At 68.0% G+C, this 17,112-nt stretch carries 14 protein-coding genes and 1 tRNA gene; 12 read left to right on the forward strand and 3 right to left on the reverse strand.

Annotated features, from left to right (window positions below; all coding sequences use genetic code 11):
• Nucleotides 1-25 precede the first annotated feature (25 nt).
• The 4 genes from ABH923_RS12545 to ABH923_RS12560 are packed head-to-tail and all read left to right on the forward strand — an operon-like array spanning nt 26 to nt 3,379.
• Nucleotides 26-640 (forward strand): hypothetical protein, encoded by a 615-nt coding sequence (locus tag ABH923_RS12545; RefSeq protein ID WP_370055699.1) that lies wholly within the window; start codon nt 26-28, stop codon nt 638-640.
• A complete protein-coding gene (locus ABH923_RS12550; RefSeq protein ID WP_370055700.1) occupies nt 637-1,698 on the forward strand; it encodes a peptidoglycan-binding protein in 1,062 nt (353 codons plus the stop codon). The genes ABH923_RS12545 and ABH923_RS12550 overlap by 4 nt, the downstream gene beginning before the upstream one ends.
• Entirely contained in the window at nt 1,689-2,309 is a 621-nt protein-coding gene (locus tag ABH923_RS12555; RefSeq protein WP_370055701.1) for an ATP-binding cassette domain-containing protein, read from the forward strand. Before ABH923_RS12550 ends, ABH923_RS12555 begins: the two co-directional genes overlap by 10 nt.
• Complete coding sequence (locus tag ABH923_RS12560) at nt 2,306-3,379, forward strand: hypothetical protein (protein ID WP_370055702.1); 1,074 nt, start codon at nt 2,306-2,308, stop codon at nt 3,377-3,379. Before ABH923_RS12555 ends, ABH923_RS12560 begins: the two co-directional genes overlap by 4 nt.
• Nucleotides 3,380-3,386: 7 nt before the next feature.
• Here ABH923_RS12560 and ABH923_RS12565 read toward each other — a convergent pair whose 3' ends face one another.
• Complete coding sequence (locus ABH923_RS12565; RefSeq protein WP_370055704.1) at nt 3,387-3,818, reverse strand: VOC family protein; 432 nt, start codon at nt 3,816-3,818, stop codon at nt 3,387-3,389.
• A 219-nt stretch (nt 3,819-4,037) separates the two neighbouring features.
• On the opposite strand from ABH923_RS12565, the gene ABH923_RS12570 reads away from it, so the two are divergent.
• The 7 genes from ABH923_RS12570 (at nt 4,038) to ABH923_RS12600 (ending at nt 11,010) form a co-directional block, all read left to right on the forward strand.
• Entirely contained in the window at nt 4,038-4,790 is a 753-nt protein-coding gene (locus ABH923_RS12570) for an alpha/beta fold hydrolase (protein WP_370055706.1), read from the forward strand.
• A 51-nt stretch (nt 4,791-4,841) separates the two neighbouring features.
• The gene (locus ABH923_RS12575) at nt 4,842-6,437 is read left to right on the forward strand and encodes an MFS transporter (protein ID WP_370055707.1); all 1,596 of its coding nucleotides are present in this window, start codon (nt 4,842-4,844) and stop codon (nt 6,435-6,437) included.
• Nucleotides 6,438-6,447: 10 nt separating this feature from the next.
• The gene (locus ABH923_RS12580) at nt 6,448-7,047 is read left to right on the forward strand and encodes a class I SAM-dependent methyltransferase (RefSeq protein ID WP_370055708.1); all 600 of its coding nucleotides are present in this window, start codon (nt 6,448-6,450) and stop codon (nt 7,045-7,047) included.
• Nucleotides 7,048-7,173: 126 nt separating this feature from the next.
• On the forward strand, nt 7,174-8,802 hold the full coding sequence (locus ABH923_RS12585) for a Re/Si-specific NAD(P)(+) transhydrogenase subunit alpha (RefSeq protein WP_370055710.1): 1,629 nt from the start codon (nt 7,174-7,176) through the stop codon (nt 8,800-8,802).
• Nucleotides 8,799-10,175 (forward strand): Re/Si-specific NAD(P)(+) transhydrogenase subunit beta, encoded by a 1,377-nt coding sequence (pntB, locus tag ABH923_RS12590; RefSeq protein ID WP_370055711.1) that lies wholly within the window; start codon nt 8,799-8,801, stop codon nt 10,173-10,175. Before ABH923_RS12585 ends, pntB begins: the two co-directional genes overlap by 4 nt.
• Nucleotides 10,176-10,850, forward strand: coding sequence for a DUF2510 domain-containing protein (locus tag ABH923_RS12595; RefSeq protein WP_370055712.1), 675 nt, complete (start codon nt 10,176-10,178; stop codon nt 10,848-10,850).
• Nucleotides 10,851-10,921: 71 nt separating this feature from the next.
• Nucleotides 10,922-11,010: transfer RNA gene (locus ABH923_RS12600), tRNA-Ser, on the forward strand.
• A 41-nt stretch (nt 11,011-11,051) separates the two neighbouring features.
• Here ABH923_RS12600 and ABH923_RS12605 read toward each other — a convergent pair.
• Nucleotides 11,052-12,170 (reverse strand): tyrosine-type recombinase/integrase, encoded by a 1,119-nt coding sequence (locus ABH923_RS12605; protein ID WP_370055713.1) that lies wholly within the window; start codon nt 12,168-12,170, stop codon nt 11,052-11,054.
• 70 nt (nt 12,171-12,240) lie between these two features.
• Here ABH923_RS12605 and ABH923_RS12610 point away from each other — a divergent pair, with 70 nt between their 5' ends.
• Nucleotides 12,241-12,645 (forward strand): hypothetical protein, encoded by a 405-nt coding sequence (locus ABH923_RS12610; RefSeq protein ID WP_370055714.1) that lies wholly within the window; start codon nt 12,241-12,243, stop codon nt 12,643-12,645.
• Nucleotides 12,646-12,659: 14 nt separating this feature from the next.
• Here the strand turns inward: ABH923_RS12610 and ABH923_RS12615 are convergent, their stop codons facing one another.
• Nucleotides 12,660-15,233, reverse strand: coding sequence for an AAA family ATPase (locus ABH923_RS12615; protein WP_370055715.1), 2,574 nt, complete (start codon nt 15,231-15,233; stop codon nt 12,660-12,662).
• Nucleotides 15,234-17,112 lie beyond the last annotated feature (1,879 nt).

Genomic DNA, 17,112 nt, shown 5'->3' on the forward strand with positions numbered 1-17,112 from the left:
CACCCTTTCGTCCCTGAAAGCCGCCATGACGAGATTCATTTCACGTATCGGGATTCTGATCGCCTGCGCTCTGGTCCTCACCGGCTGTTCCGTCTCGGGTGAAACATCGGGCGAACAACCCGATCGGCCGGCACCCGCCGGCGCCGGCTGGGAGAGCGAGATCGCGGATGCCGTTCGACGTGCGACGACGGACTTCGAGAGGAACGCGCTGGCCGACGGACGGATCTCCGATGCGGAGTTCGCCGAGATGGAGAACGGCTTCGTGGCCTGCCTGAGCGATCGGAATGTCGCTTTCGGTGGATTCGGGCCGGCCGGGGGATACGGCTTCACTCCCGGACCCGGGACGACCACAGCCGAGGCCAATGGAATCGCGGATGAGTGCTCGGCCAGCAGTGGGCTGGACACCGTCGGCTCCCTTTACTTCGCGATGCAGCGGAACCCGCAGAATCTGGACGAAGCCTTCATCACCGCGGCCTGCCTGGTGAAGAAGAAGGTCGTTCCGCAGACGTACTCGGCAAGCGACTACGCCCGGGATACGCCGACGAGAGCGTATCCGTTCACGGACAACGCTCGCGGCGAAAAGGCGATGGAGGAATGCGACACGGACCCGTTGGGTCTTCTGGAGGGCCAGAAGCGATGAGGTCGGGCGTCCTGCCGCGGTTCCTCGTCATCGCCGTTGCCGCCACGGTTCTCTTCGCGTCCGGGGCGACCGCGGCCTGGTTGTGGTGGGGAGCCGAGCCGCCCGCTTCTCTCGCTCCGCCGAAGCCCGCCGGCGCTGCCCCCGTTTCGTACCGGGAGTTCTTCGACGAGCGGACCGTGAGTCTTCGGATCGAGTCCGCTGAGGATTCGCGACTGGAGTCGGGGGTCGGCGGTCGCGTCACCTCCTTCGCGTGCTCGCCGGGCGCCGTCATCGAATCCGGATCGGTGATCGCGGCGATCGACGGCCGTCCCCTGGTGGCTCTCGCGACGTCGCCGCCCCTCTGGCGCGATCTGAGGGTGGGCGACAACGGCGACGACGTCCGGGCCCTCCAGAAGGAGCTCGTGCGTCTCGGATATCCGGCGACTGTGGATGGAAAAGTCGGGAAGCGGACGCTCGGCGCCGTCGCCGCACTCTTCGAGCGCGCGGGTGATGCTACGTACGATCCGGGCGTCGTGGAGGCTGCGCGGATCGTCTGGTTGCCGGCCGAATCGGTGACGGTCGGGGAGTGCACGGCGTCGATCGGCGAAACGCTGGAGGCGCGCGCCGCGCTCGCTTCCGTCGCGGGGGCGATCACCCGCGTTTCGGTGGACGAGCCGAATGCCGGCGTCGTTCTCGGCGAACGGACGCTGACGGTCGACGCGATCACGGTCCCTCTCGACGAATCGTGGAGCGTGACCGATCCAACCGCCCTCGGGGCGCTGGGCGTCGCCCCGTCGATCGTTCGACAGAGGAACACGGCGATGAGCGAGACCAGCGCGGATGCCGGTGGGACTCTGCGCGGCACACTCGCCCTCGCCTCCCCCGTCGACGTGGGCATCGTTCCGCCCGCGGCCGTCCACTCCATCACGGGACAGGTGGGGTGCGTCGCTACGGGGCAGAAGGCGCTCCGCGTCACCATCGTGGGGTCGCAGCTCGGTCAGACCTACGTGCTGTTCGAAGGCGGGGAGCGGCCGGACACCGTGCAGCTCTCGGAATCGCGACGCCCCTCGTGCTCGTAGCGCTCGACCGGTTGGGCCACCGGTTCGGTCGATCCGGGGATTGGCTGTTCAGGGGGCTCAGTTTCGAGTTCCGTCCGGGCGAGGTCTACGCGTTGACCGGGCCGTCCGGGTCGGGGAAGAGCACGCTGCTCTCACTGCTCGGCGGACGGAGCCGCCCGGCGGAGGGGGCCGTTCAGCTCGTCGGCATCGGCACCGTGAGCTGGGTCTTCCAGAACCCGTTCGGGTCGCCGCGGCGGACGGCGCTCGACCACGTCGTGCTGCCCATCATCGCCCGCGGCGAGCCGATCGCGTCGGCCGAGCGGCAGGCGCGGGAGTACCTGACGCGCTTCGCCCTGGAGTCGGTTTCGGATCGGAGGTTCGGCGAGCTGTCCGGTGGCGAGTCGCAGCGGCTCATGCTGGCTCGCGGCCTGGCATCGCGGCCGAGCCTTCTCCTCATCGATGAGCCGACCGCGCAGCTCGATCGGCGCACCGCGGAGCGCGTCGACGCTGCGATTTCGGCCGTCGCCGATCCGCAGACGATCGTGATCGTGGCGACGCATGACGCGCGGACGCGCGATGCGTGCACGGGGCACCTCGACCTGGGCTCTCAGCAGGAGCTGAGCGCCGGGTGAGGTTCTCCAGTCTGTGGCGGGAGGCCGGCCGCAACATCGCGACAGGCACCGCACGCTTCGTTCTCCTCAGCATGCTGCTCGGCGTCGCGCTCGGGTCCCTGGTGCTCATCGACGGGATGACGACCTCGGGCCTCATCGCCTCCGCGGAGAGATTCCGCTCGTCCGGAGCGGCGACGGAGACCCTCGTCGCGGAGGGTCGCGTGGACGGAGAGGCGTGCGAAGCGGTGTCGAGGCTCCCCGGAGTCACGGCTTCGGGAGCGTTGCGGTCGTCGGCGGGCAAGATCACCATCGCCACCCTCCCCGACGCCCCCGTACCGCTGTACGAGGTGTCGCCCGGCTTCGTCGGCATCCTCACGGATCGGACCGAGCTCCCAGGCGGGGTTCTCGTCCCCGCCGAGTCGGCCGAGACGCTCGGTGTCTCGGCCGGGGAGGTCGTCGCCTCGGACGTGGGCCCGATGCCGATCGCCGCGACCTACGACTATCCGCCCGATGGCCGCCGCGCGGGCTTCGGCTACGCGATCCTCGCGGTCACGAACCAGGCCGGGGAGTACGACGAATGCTGGGCGCAGGCCTGGCCGCAGCTCCCGAACCTCCGGACCCTCCTGCTCGCCACCGTCATCCCGTCGGACGGCGCCGATGAACGGAAGCCCCAGGTCTCGCAACTGAACTCGTCGCTCGGCGCCCTGTTCGAGGGAAGCGCTGCGTTCGCCGAGCGTCTGACCCGGGTGGCGACGCCGGCGGCGGCGACCATCGCCGCCGGTCTCGGTCTCGTCAGTGTCCGGTCGAGGAGACTCCAGCAGGCGTCGGCCCTCCACGCTGGTGTGGCCAGAAGCGACCTCTTCGCGCTCAACCTCCTCGAAGGCGGAGCGTGGGCGGCGTCGGCCGGGGCGATCGGGATGGGGATCGTCGTCGCTGTGGCCGCGACCGTCGGGCCGGGCGACCGCGTCGCCGTGTTCCAGTCGTTGGCGGCCGTCCCGCTGGCAGGCGTGGCGGGAGCGCTGGTCGGAGTGGCGGTAGGGACGGCCGCGATGAGCGAACGACAGCTCTTCCGCTATTTCAAGGACCGGTGACGGCACCTCACTGCAGACAGAACTCATTCCCCTCCGGATCGCGCATCATGATCGCGAACTCCGGATACGGGCCCCACGACCCGTCGAGCACCTGCTCCACCGTCGCACCCAGGCCGACGAGGCGGGCAGCCTCGGCCTCCACCTCGTCCCGCGTCGCATGGCGGTCGGCGGAGGGGGTGATGTCGATGTGCATCCGGTTGCGCTGGCGCTTCTCGTGGTCGTAGCGGGTGAAGTAGAAACGCTGGTGGGCCGGGTCCGCGTCCCAGGCCACGGCGCGGGCGGCGAGGTCGTCGTCGGTCAGGCCTGCGGCGCGGAGCTCGGCCTCCTCCTCGGGTGTCAGCCACTCCGGCTCGGGGTAGCCCATGACGGCGGCCCAGAAGCTGGCGAGGGCGGCGGGGTCGGCGGCGTGGAAGGTGACGTTCGCGATCCGTGCGGTCATCCTCCGGAGTGTAATGGGTCGCTGTGGCCCGGTGTCGACTGAGGAGGCGGGCGCCCGGAGACAGCGCGGGATTCCACACCTAGACACGCGGAGCGCCACACCTTAGACAGGGCGTGTGCCGGCGCTGGACCCCCGTCCGGCGCTGCTTCCCGCTGCCTCTCCGACAGCGACCCGGACGGAACCGAGCTGTACTACACCGATCAAGGCTCGGGACGTCCCGTGCTCTTCTCCCACGGCTGGCCGCTCAGCTCGGACGCCTGGCAGGTCGAGCTGAAAGTGTTCGCCGACGCCGGCTATCGGGTCATCGCCCACGACCGGCGCGGCCACGGCCGCTCGTCCCAGACCTATTCCGGAAACGACATGAGCACGTACGCCAGCGATCTCGCCGAGCTCGTGGACCACCTCGACCTCCGCGAACTCGTCGTCGTCGGCCACTCGACCGGTGGCGGGGAGGTCGTCCGGTACGCCGCTCAGCACGGCGCCGGCCGGGTCCGTGCCGTGGTGACCGCGGGAGCCGTCCCCCCTCTCATGCTCAAGACGGATTCCAACCCGGAGGGCACCCCGCTGGAGGCCTTCGACGGCATCCGCGCGAACGTCCTGCACGACCGCTCGCAGTTCTGGAAGGAGCTCGCGCTGCCGTTCTACGGCTTCAACCGCGACGGCGCGGCCGTCTCCCAGGGGCTCATCGACGACTTCTGGCGGCAGGGGATGCTGGTGAACCTCGCTGCCGCCTACGACTGCGTGAAGGCGTTCAGCGAGACCGACCAGACGGCCGACCTCCAGGCGCTGGAGGTGCCGATCTTCATCGCGCACGGCGACGACGACCAGATCGTGCCGATCGTCGCAGCGGCGGAGAAGTCGATCACGCTGGTCACGGACGGGACGCTCAAGGTCTATCCCGGAGCCTCGCACGGCATCTACGGTTCATACCAGGAGGAGCTCGACAAGGACATCCTCGCGTTCATCGCGTAGCGGGTCCGGCCGGGGTCCTCCCTTCCCGTCGTCGGTTGGAGGACCCCCGTCATGACCTCCGCGCTCGCCCCGCTCGGGGTCCGCGTCTTCCGGTTGCTGTGGATCGCGGGCCTGGTCAGCAATATCGGGAGCTGGATGCAGACCGTCGGGGCGCAGTGGCTCCTGGTCGAGCACGGCAGCCCGGCCTCCGTCGTCGCACTCGTGCAGACGGCCGCCGCAGCGCCCGTCCTGCTGCTGGCCCTCCCTGCCGGAGTGATCGGCGAGTTCTTCAACCGGCGGACGCTGCTCATCGTGGTGCAGGCGGCGCAGTTCGTCATCGTGCTCGGCCTGGCCTGGCTGACCTGGGCGGGCGCCACCACGCCCGCCCTGCTGCTCGCCCTGACCTTCCTGCTCGGGGCGTGCTCGGCGGTGCAGCTCCCCGCCTACCAGGCAGTCGTGCCGGAGGTCGTGCCCGCGCCGATGATCGCGGACGCGGCCGTGCTCTCCTCGGTCGGCGTCAACGTCGCCCGCGCGATCGGCCCGGCCCTGGCCGGCCTCCTGGTGGCGCAGCTCGGGGTGACCGCTGTCTTCGTCGCGAATGCGCTCTCGTTCCTGGTCTTCCTGGTCGCATTGGTCGCCTGGCGCGGCTACACGCCGACGCGCGGCCGTCCGGAGCGCTTCCTCGACGCCACCCGTGCCGGCATCCGGTATGTGCGGAACGCGGGCGCGATCCGCGGCCTGTACCTGCGGCTCGCGCTGTTCCTGCTCCCGGCGAACGGACTGTGGGCGCTGCTCCCGGTGCTGGCCAGCGCGGAGTTGCACCTGAACGCCGGAGGCTACGGCCTGCTCCTCGCATCTCTCGGCGTCGGGTCCGTCGCCGGGGCGTTCCTGCTCCCGCCGCTGCGTGCGCGGTTCAGCACGGGAGCGATCGTCGCCGCGTCGTCCGGCGTCTTCGGGCTGTGCACACTCGCGCTCGCCCTGCTCGCGAACCTCGGGCTCGTCCTCCTCGTGCTCGTGGTGGCCGGGTTCGCCTGGATCGGCGTGATCGCGACGATCAACGGGACGGTGCAGTCGTTCCTCCCGGTCTGGGTGCGGACCCGCGGGCTGTCGATCTACCAGCTCGTGCTCTTCGGCTCGACGGCGGTCGGCGCCGCCGTCACCGGGGTGCTGGCGGGCTGGGCCGGGGTCGTGCCCGTGCTGGCGGTCTGCGGCATCCTGCTCGTCCTGCTGGGGATCGTCGGCGCGCTCCGCCCGGCGATCGACACGCGCGACAAGGGCCGGGCGATCGTCCCGATGCCGCTCACCGACCTCCCGATGGTGCAGGGCGAGGAGGGCCCGGACGGCGCCGCGGATGCTCCGGTACTCGTGCTGATCCGTTACACCGTCCCGCCGGAGCGCCGCGACGAGTTCGAGACCCGGATGCGTTTCGTCGGTCGCTCGCGGCGCCGCACGGGTGCACGGGACTGGAGTCTCTACTCCGACCGCGAGGACCCGGACGTGCTGGTGGAGGCCTTCCGGGTCGGGTCCTGGAGCGAGCACCTGAGCCAGCACGAGGAGCGCATGACCGAGTACGACCGGCAGCTCCTCGACGCGGCGCGGGCGCTCGCCGAAGGGGAGCCGGAGGTCGAGCACCTGCTCGAGGCCGAGACGACCCGGCGGCGGCGCTAGGCTGCCGCGCATGACCTTCGACCCCGAGAGGGACGTCGCCGCATACGGCCGGCGCGCGGCCGGCTACGAGCGCGGGCCGCGCGGGTTCCTGCACGGCGAGATCGTGCGGCGCGTCGCGGTGCTGGCGGTGTCGCTGGTCCGCGGGACACCCGAACCGCGCATCCTGGACGTGGGGTGCGGCAGCGGGGCGCTGCTGCGGCTGCTCTGCAGCCTCCGCCCGGACGCGCGGCTCACCGGGGTCGATCCGGCGGCCGGGATGGTACGGGCCGCGGCGGCCTCCACGCGCGCCGAAGTGCTGCGGGCCGCAGCGGAGGAGCTCCCGTTCGCAGACGCGTCGTTCGACCTGGTGGTGAGCTCGTCCTCCTTCAGCCACTGGGAGGACAAGGCGGCCGGTCTGGCCGAGTGCCGGCGGGTGCTGGCGCCGGGAGGCGCGCTCCTGCTCGCGGACGTGTTCACGACGCGCGGACTGCCGGTGCGGGTGTTCGGGCCGGGCGGGGCATCGGGGAGCAGGGAGCGGGCGGCGGAGGCGATCGGAGCGGCCGGCTTCGCGGTGCCGGTGTGGCGGCCGGTGTTCGCTCGCGTCATCTGGGGTGCAGCCGCGCGCGCGTGAACAGGAAGACACGTCCCGATCTCCTTCGCAACGGCGTTCGGCAGGAGTTCGGACGCGCGTCGCGGCCGTAACTCCTTTCGGAGGGGGCAGGCTGCTAGTGTCCAGGGAAAAGCCGAGGGAGGCCAGGTGTCGGTAGTCGGCATCGTCGCTGAGGGGCCGGGCGAAGCCCGCGTCGCGTCCAGCCCGAGTTCCGTGAAGAAGCTCGTCTCCCTGGGGTACGACGTGCGCGTGGAGTCCGGCGCGGGAGTCCTGGCCGCGTTCACCGATGACGCCTTCGCCGCGGCGGGCGCGACCGTGACCTCCCGGGCCGACGCATGGGCCGCCGACATCGTGATCAAGGTCGCCCCGCCGACCGAGGACGAGATCGCGCTCCTCTCCGACGGCGCCACCCTCGTCGCGACCCTCAGCCCCGGCCTGCGCCCCGACCTCCTCGCCGCGCTCTCGCAGCGCGGGATCACCGCGCTCGCCCTCGACGCCGTGCCGCGCATCTCCCGTGCGCAGTCGATGGACGTGCTCAGCTCGATGGCGAACATCTCCGGCTACCGGGCCGTGGTGGAGGCCGCCCACGAGTTCGGCCGCTTCTTCACCGGGCAAGTGACCGCGGCGGGCAAGGTCCCGCCCGCGAAGGTGCTGGTCGCAGGAGCGGGCGTCGCCGGCCTCGCCGCGATCGGCGCCGCCTCCAGCATGGGCGCGATCGTCCGCGCCACCGACCCGCGGCCGGAGGTCGCCGACCAGGTGCGGTCGATCGGCGGCGAGTACCTGGCCGTGGAGGTCGCCGGCGACGACGCCATGCAGTCCACCGACGGCTACGCCAAGGCGACCAGTGAGGCCTACGACCGCCGCGCCGCCGAGATCTACTCGGAGCAGGCACGGGACGTCGACATCGTCATCACGACCGCGCTCATCCCCGGCCGCCCCGCACCGAAGCTCCTCACCGAGGCCGACGTCGCGAGCATGCGGCCCGGCTCGGTGGTCGTGGACATGGCCGCCGCACAGGGCGGGAACGTCGCGGGGTCGGTGGCGGGGGAGCGGGTGGTCACGCCGGGAGGGGTGATCATCCTCGGCTACACCGACCTCCCGTCCCGCCTGCCGACCCAGTCGTCGCAGCTCTACGGCAACAACCTGGTCAGCCTCCTCACGCTCCTCACGCCCGGCAGCGACGGGAGGCTCGTCCTCGACTTCGACGACGTCGTGCAGCGGTCGGTGACCGTCGTGCGCGACGGCGAGACGACCTGGCCGCCGCCACCCGTCACCGTCTCCGCGGCGCCGCCGCCCGCGGCCGCTGCGCCGGTCGCCGTTCCCGCGCCGAAGGAGCCGTGGCTGACCCCGGTGCGCAAGGCGGTGCTGACCGCCGTGGGCCTCGCCGTCCTGCTCGCGCTGGCGGCGCTGGCTCCGCCCCCGTTGCCGCAGCACTTCACCGTGCTCGTGCTCGCGACCGTCATCGGGTTCTACGTGATCGGCAACGTCCACCACGCGCTGCACACCCCGCTGATGAGCGTGACCAACGCCATCTCGGGCATCATCGTCGTCGGCGCGATCGTGCAGCTCACGTCGCACGACCCGCTCGTGCAGGCGCTCGCCGCGATCGCGGTGCTGGTGGCCTCCATCAACGTGTTCGGCGGGTTCGCGGTGACGCGGCGGATGCTGGCGATGTTCACACGGAGCGACGCGGTCGGGGGTAGTGGGCCCGGCGGTTCCGGCAGCGGTTCCGGTCGCGGTAGCGGTTCCGGACGCAAGGGCGGGGCGAACCGGTGAGCCTCAGCGTCGCGGACGCCGCCTACCTGGTCGCGGCCGTCCTCTTCATCATGAGCCTCGCCGGCCTGTCGCGGCACGAGACCGCCCGCGGCGGGGTCGTCTACGGCATGGTCGGGATGGGGATCGCGCTCGTCGCGACCATCGGGTTCCTCGTGCTGCCCGCGTCGTCCATCGTCCTGCTGATCGTCGCCATGGTCGTCGGCGCCGCGATCGGTCTGTGGCGCGCCCGGGTCGTGCAGATGACCGGCATGCCGCAGCTGATCGCCCTCCTGCACAGCTTCGTCGGCCTCGCCGCCGTGCTCGTCGGCTGGACGGGCCACCTCTCGCACCCCGAGCTGACCGGTTCGCTCCGCGGCGTGCACAACGCGGAGGTGGTGATCGGCATCTTCATCGGCGCCGTCACCTTCACCGGGTCGATCGTCGCCTACCTGAAGCTCTCCGCGCGCATCTCGTCTCGCCCCCTGGTGCTGCCCGGCAAGAACGCGCTGAACATCGGAGCGCTCGTCGTGTTCGTGGCGCTGACCGTCTGGTACGTGATCACCCCCGAGCTCTGGCTGCTGGCAGTGGTGACGCTGATCGCCCTCGCCCTCGGCGTCCACCTCGTCGCGTCGATCGGCGGCGGCGACATGCCCGTCGTGGTGTCGATGCTGAACAGCTACTCCGGCTGGGCCGCCGCCGCGTCCGGCTTCCTCCTCGACAACGACCTGCTGATCGTCACCGGCGCCCTCGTCGGCTCGTCGGGCGCCTACCTGTCGTACATCATGTGCAAGGCGATGAACCGCTCGTTCCTCTCTGTGATCGCCGGAGGTTTCGGGATCGAGGCCCCCTCCGCCGCCGTCGAGGAGGAGGGCGAGTACCAGGAGATCTCCGCCGAGCAGACCGCCGAGCTGCTGCAGAACGCGACCACCGTCGTCATCACGCCGGGCTACGGGATGGCCGTCGCCCAGGCGCAGTACCCCGTCGCCGAGCTCGTCCAGAAGCTCCGCGACCGCGGCGTCGCGGTCCGATTCGGCATCCACCCGGTCGCCGGGAGGCTGCCCGGCCACATGAACGTGCTGCTGGCGGAGGCCCGCGTCCCGTACGACATCGTGCTCGAGATGGACGAGATCAACGACGAGCTGCGTGACACGGACGTGGTGCTCGTGATCGGCGCCAACGACACGGTGAATCCGGCCGCCGCCGAAGACCCGGGCAGCCCCATCGCCGGCATGCCGGTGCTGCGGGTGTGGGAGGCCCGCCAGGTCGTCGTGTTCAAGCGCTCGATGGCCGCGGGTTATGCGGGCGTGCCCAACCCGTTGTTCTACCGCGAGAACGCGAGGATGCTGTTCGGGGATGCGCGGAAAGCGGTGGATGAGATCGTGGGGTACTTCTGAATGGTGGACGGTGACGCGGGCGAGGTGAGCCGCCGGCTCGGACCCGGCTGGTATCCGGACCCGTTCGGCGAAGCGCCGCTGCGCTGGTGGGACGGCACGAAGTGGGAGGCGGCGGTGAGCGGAAACGGTCCAGCCCTCGCCGCCGCGCCGCCCGTGCGCTACGCCCTGGAACGCCGCCCGCTGCCTCCCGAGACGCCGGTGTACACGCCGTGGGTCTGGCTGGTGGTGCTGCTGCCGCTGGCGAGCACCGTCGTCTCGCTGGCCACGATCGGGAGCGTCACTCGGTCGCTCGCACAGCTCGCGAATCCGGGCCTCGCGAATCCGGGCTCCGCGAACCTCGCGCTGCTGACCTCGCCCGGCTACCTCGCTGGCAGCATCCTCGGCTGGGTGGTCTTCGCCGCGTCGGTCGTCTTCAGCTGGCTTGACTACCGGACGCTGAACCGCCGCGGCGTCGACGAGCCGTTCCACTGGGCGTGGTCGTTTCTTGCGTGGCCGGTCTACACGATCGGCCGCGCAGTGATCGTGCGCCGCGTCGCGGGAGGCAGGGGGATGGGTGTGCTCTGGGCTTCGATCGCGGTGTTGATCCTCTCGGTCGCCGCGGGGATCGCCGCAACCCTGATCCTGGGGTCGGCGCTCCTCCAGACCGTCCACCAGCTCCCGGGCGCCGGCGCCTGAGAGCCGGGTTGTCCGGCCGCGCCCGGAACGTCCGTTATGATGGCTGTCGTGCGTCCGCCCGCGGGCGCTCAGGAGACGTCGCATAGTCAGGCCTAGTGCACCACCCTGCTAAGGTGGAGTCCCCGTAAGGGGACCGAGGGTTCAAATCCCTCCGTCTCCGCCGATCGAAACCCCCGAAATCCCAGTGATTTCGGGGGTTTTTTACGCGGTGGGAGTTGGGCTTGCCCACATTTTGCCCACATCTGCCGCAGCGACCGCCGCGTGAAGTCGCAAGGCCACGTCGTCGAGGTCGTCGTCGAACAGGTCTGCGTAAAGATCGAGTGTCATCGCTGCGGACGCGTGCCCGAGCATCCGCTGCACCGCTTTGACGTTCGCACCGGAGCTGATGGCCAGTGAGGCAGCCGTGTGCCGGAGGTCGTGGAGGGTCATCGGCTCGAGCTCCGCGTCTCGGAGCGCAGTCTTGAACCAGCTGCGTGAGCCGGTGCTGACTCGCGTGCGTCGAAGGTGCTGGCCATAGGCGTCGCTGAACACCAGATCGTCTCGGCTCTTCTTTGCGATCTGGGCGGCTACCAGATCAGAGAGGAACGGCGGATAGGGCACATCGCGCCGCTTGTGTGTCTTGGGTGTTCCGATCTCGATGACCCCGGCCACCTCGACGGCATTCACGGTCACGGTGATTCGTCGACGACGAAGGTCGATATCTCGCGTACGCAACCCGACCGCCTCGCCCCAACGCAGTCCGGTGTATGCGAGCAGGAAGACGAGCAGCGCGTGCTGACCAGACGCTGCCGCGAGCCGATGCACTTGCTCATGGGTGAGATAGACGTGCGGCTTCGCGACCTTACGTGGCAGGTTGACGCCGCGGGCCGGGTTGGAGGAGATTCGCCTATCGCGCACCGCGACATCGAGGATGCCGGCCAAGACCCCATACGCCCGCAGGACGACGGTTGCCGAACGGTCCTGGCCGATGCGCGTGACCCAATTCTGAACTTCCGAGAACCGGACGTCGCGAACCTTGACACGGCCCCAGCCCGGTTGGACGTACTTGTGCCAGGCAATCTCGAGCGGCTTCTTGGAAGACGGCTTGAGGTGAGATTGATTGTTGAGCCACGCCGGACCGAGCGCGCCAATCGTGATCGCGGACTGCGACGCTTCGACGAATTCCCCACGCGCTTTAGAGATCTCGATCGAGGCGAGAAAGAGCTCAGCATCGCGCTTGGTCTTGAAGCCGCGCTTGTCGGTCTGCGAGTTATCCGGCTTGCGGTACCGGACGCGGTATCGCCTGCCAGCTGCTGTGTCGTACGGAGTGATGCTCCCCATGGCGGTGAACCTAACTCTTAGTACCGACCCGCACTGTGGCGATCTCGGCGGTCGGGTGCAGTCTGGAGCCGTGGACATGGATTCGTTGCTTCCGGAACCGATGCCTTGGGGCGCGAACGACGCCGAGGCAACCGAGCTCTGTCGCCGATGGATGATCTATCTCGGCGCGAGCGACACCGTTGTCGCGTCTGGCGATGATCGACGAGCGTGCGACTTGTACTCCTCGCGCTATCTCGGTTGGGTCGACAACCGAATGGGAAACCTCGAGGTCGAGTTGGTGGAACGTTCCGCCTCGGTCGCGATCGCTGACGGTCGTGCCGCTGTGATCTTCGTGCGCCGCGGTGTTCTTCCAGCCGCTCGCCAGAGAGCCGATGAGCTGGGCGTTGCCATTCTCGGGTTTGATCCTCAGGACGCGGCGTTGGACGGGGCCAACCTGCTCGGACGTGAAGTCTGTGCATCTGGTTTGGCGGATTGAATACGCTCGCTGTGTCATCGGAGGCCGATCGAAGCCGATTGGCGAGACGGTTCAGGGACGACTGGGACCGTGGCCGATTGCGCAGCCCGTCTTAGCTCGGATCGCGCAGCGGCGCGCGACTTGTCAATGGTCTCTTCGATCGGTTGACGCTGCATCATGTCGACCAGCTGGGATCTCGCGGACTCCTCTGTCGGAGCAACGAGCACGACCGCGTTGCGGTCTTTGCCTCGGGTGAGGCCGACGTACAGACCGGCAGCATCGACTCCCGGCCCGACCAGGGAGCGGTCGGTGGTTTCGCCCTGAACTCCAAATACGGTTGTGGCGTAGGACAGGTGAACGTGTCCTTCTGCGTAGGCGAGGCTGATCTTTCTCAAATCTGTTGAATCGGCGCTGGCGGCGAGGATCACGTGGTCTTTGCCAATCGTCTTCACGATCCAGTTCTGGCGGTTCTGAACGTCGGCGACCGAATCGTTGCGACGGGTCTGCACGACATCGCCTGCGAATATTGCCTGACCCGACTGACCGACCATGACTCGATCTGTGCGAACGGCCTTGGAGTCGATTCGTCGGGCCTGGATCGCCTCACTGACGTCCTGCGCAGCCGCGTGTGTGGCGGTTACTAGCGAGATGGTCTCGTGGTGCGCCGCGGCCTCGAACCAAGCCTCGACCATCGCGTCGCGTGCGGCTACGTCGCTATCGGTCAGCACGACATGATCGGTTCGGATGAGATCGTCAGCGACCTCACCAGACGTGGTCTCGCCCTGTGGATCGCGCAGTCGAAGCGTGAGGTCTGCCCACTCGGGATCGGTGAAGCGGTGCGTGGTTGTGAGCTCCACACGATCGATTGAGCGACGCCAGAAGAGGGCCATGGCACCGGAGTGTCCAACGGGCAAAGCCTGTCGTTGATCGCCTACGAGAGCGATTCCGGCCCCCGTACGTGCAACAACATCCATGAGGGCACTCGCGGCCTCAAGGTCGAGCATTCCGGCCTCGTCAACGACGATTCGATCGCCGGAACCGATTCTCACGCGTGGTCCGTTGTAAATCCCGCCCGTTGTTGGGTCCGTCGCGCCGACCTCGAGACGGGTCCACTCCGTGGCGCCGGCGTTGTTGGGGGCCCAGCGCCAGCCGAACTCGTGAAGGAGTTGGTGCAGGGACGACGATGAACTCATCGTCTCGCGTCCCGCAACCGCCGACGCCTTCTTGGTTGGGGCGACGATGATCATCTTGTGGCCGCGTCTACGGAGCGAAGCGCCCGCGACCTTGAGCATGGTGGTCTTGCCTGTGCCGGCTGGTCCCGAGATGGCGACGTTTCTCGACGTGCCACCGATTGCGGCTGCACCGACGAGCTGCGCCCCATCCAGCGCGCGACCGGGCTCTATCGCGTGGGCAATCATGGCGACTTCTTCGCGGTCGAGCATTCTCCCGGGATTCGAGATCGCGTCGACCTTGTGGGCGAGGGTGGCCTTCAAAGTGGCGGTGGAGACCGCCATGAGGTGCTTGACGTGCTTCGGGGCGTCCGGTTCGGAGATCAAGGTCACCGTGTGCGTTCGAGCCACGACTTCCTCAGCTAGCGTCGTAAGGACGCCGCGGGTGGCGACGACGCCAGTCTCCGCGATTTCGCGGAGCGCGCCGGCGCGCACGTCCATCCAGCTGAAGCGGCCGCCGCTGCCGGTTGAGCGGGCGTCCGCGTCGACAACGGCCTTGGCTGCCAGCAACTCGAGGTCGAGATCCTCGACGGCGACAGAAGGCAGCGGTGCAGGAGAACGCTGCATGCCGAGCGCAGGGTCGGCGGCATGCAGTTCATTGCGGACCAGGTCTGCCCAGTCGTCTTCGTTCAGCTCGCCCGGTTTGTTGGGTCGGTCGGCGGCCCACGCCCAGTGGTCGATCTGGCTGAGCACATCGTGCGACGGTTCCTGCCCTGGGTGCTGCTGTCTCCACCAGGCGATCCGCGTCGCCTTGTTGGCTTCGATCTGTGCGGACCGCTTCGAAAACGGCCGCACCAGGTGCTGCAGTTGGGTGATCTCGCCGTCCTGGTTGAGGGTGAACCCCTTCGCTGCGAGAGCGGTAATCCATGCTGGATCCGTGCGGGAGGCGAGGTCGCCTTCGGCGTTGATGACGTTCTGGAACCGCAGCGCGACCCGGGTGTCGATGTTGGACCATTTGCCGTCTTGGCCTTGGACTTTGACATTCAGCCAGAGGTGGCGGTGCTTGTGCGGGTCCAGGGAGCGGGAGCGTTCGTGGCGGAGTTCGACGACTTCGATCCGGGCGAGGTCTTCGCGGATGGCGCCGCCTTTGCCGCGGCGGGCGTTGAGCTCCGTCTGCCACAGCTTGATGATCCGATCCCGGAGCCGATCTTGAAGGTCTTCGTATGCTGCGGCGAGGTCGGGGTCGAGCATCGCGGCGATCGAGAACGACTTCGGTGCGTTGATCGTCGCATCCAGGACCAGGTCCGCGACCGGGGACTCGAGGTCCCGGCCACGGCGTTCCCCGGTGAGCGGGTCGAGTCCGTCGACCCAGGCTTTGAGCTGGTCGCGGGTGAGGAGGTCGTCGCGGATGGCACCGTTCTCCACGATGTACCGGGTCATGACGGCGGCGGCGTAGCCGGCGGCGGCGATGACACCGTCAGCAGTTTTGGCGGTGAGGGTGGCGTCACAGACACCGCTGAAGGCATAGCTGACCGCTTGCTTGACCCCGTGGGAGGACTGTCCCCGCTTCCACCTGGCTACTCCACCTCGCACCTAAACTCACCTCCCTCTAACCTCTTCTTGGGCTTCTCGAAACTGGACGGTCTTGTCCTTTCGAAAAAAACTCCCTCTACTTACAAGTTCCGGTTCGGCGGACGTTTTTGCGCGCATTTGGCGCGCATCCGCACTCCTTCCGGAGATCGCTCCCTCCCCGGACACCGGTGATCGGCCGGATCTGGCCTGTGTTTCCGGCCTTTTGGGCGCGGGAATCGACCTCACCTGTGAATTTGCAGCCAGCGACGATTACCGAGCGCACATTGACTTCAAATCCGTCCGTCTCAGAGCGGCGGCGGCCCACGCCACGGAGGACCGGCGCGGCTGTCAGAGAGCCGCGCCGTGCTGTCGTGTCCAAATCGATTGCCTTCATACCTACACGTTGTGTTTCCCAGCCGGTTTTGACGCGCGAACCCCACAAATGTCCGAAACCCGCTAGGAACTCGGAGGAATCGTGGCGACACTTTCGACTCGAACCGTGCTGGGGGACCGCAAGGCCACGGTGCGACTAACCACCGACGGTGTCGCGCAGTGACTGAAGCTCGCTCTCGTCAACGACCAGGCGGGTGAGGTTGACGAAGGGTACGCACGACGTTTCCGCGGTGAGCGCGGCCAACCATCCGATAGGCGTGTGCGGGTCGGCGGCGATTACCCACCCGTCCATCACGTAGGTGCTGACGGTCTCGACGCACTCCTGCTTTTCCGCGACAGCGGGTCCGAGGACCCTTCTACGCCGATGAGTCCGCCGTGCAGTTCCGGTGCCATGTTGCTGGCGTCGATGACGAATACCCGCATCCCACTCACTCCCAAGAGTCGATCGTTTTGAGTGCCTTTCCGGCGGGTGATCGAGAGCGAGTGGGAGGTGTGTAGTGCCGGGTCTGTGGAATAGCGGAGCGGAGTGAGCATATGCCGCGAAAGCCCGGCACGGAGGACCGGGAGGGAGCTACGATCGTGCGGCGGAAAGGCCCTCAAACCTCATAAGTGCGGCGCCGCCTGCGGCGTCTTCGACCATCGGCATGCTGCCATGAATGTGGCCCCGTCATCGTCTCGGGTCACGACACGGGACCAGTTGAGACACCATCCATCCGGATGCTGAACGGTTGCAAGTAGACGTCCTTGTCCAAGCGGATTGGAGCTGCGGAATAGGAATCGCTTCACTCCAGACGCCGCTCGGATCACGGCAACGAAGTTGTTGCGAGACCCCGTCGACGGCAGCCATTCCACTTAAGTGCCTACGTGCATCCACTTCTTCCATCCACTTCTTTCTCTTCGCTCATCTCTTGGTCTTGGTCTCTACTGTTCATAGCTTGGGTTCTATCTCGGTTGGCTATTTCCTTCTTTGGTCCCTTCTCAGTTCTGTCCTTGTTTGATCGCGTCCCGTGTCCAGCAGCCTTAACCCGGCACGCTCGAACCTCATGACGCACTCCAGTCGTCAGGGCTCGCCGAAATCGTGCGAGTCAGCCTGACGTGGCTGACCGTTTCGTCACCGTTGCTCCGACGTGCGGTGCTCCCGGGTTGGCAGAGCACCCCCCCGTTTTGGGGTTTCATTTATTGAAAGACCTTCATGAATCTTCTGTTTCTTGCAGTCGCGCAGATCGATAGGTTCGTTGACGTTGCTGAACTTCCGCGGCGCCATTCGCGCGGGAACGAAGCAGTCCGAGCCGTCGGGGGCTCCATGAATGCTTCGTGAGGTTCAGATTCCCTCAGATCGGGTCCAAACGATGTA

This window comes from Leifsonia sp. EB41 (genome assembly GCF_041262565.1).
Lineage (GTDB): Bacteria > Actinomycetota > Actinomycetes > Actinomycetales > Microbacteriaceae > Leifsonia.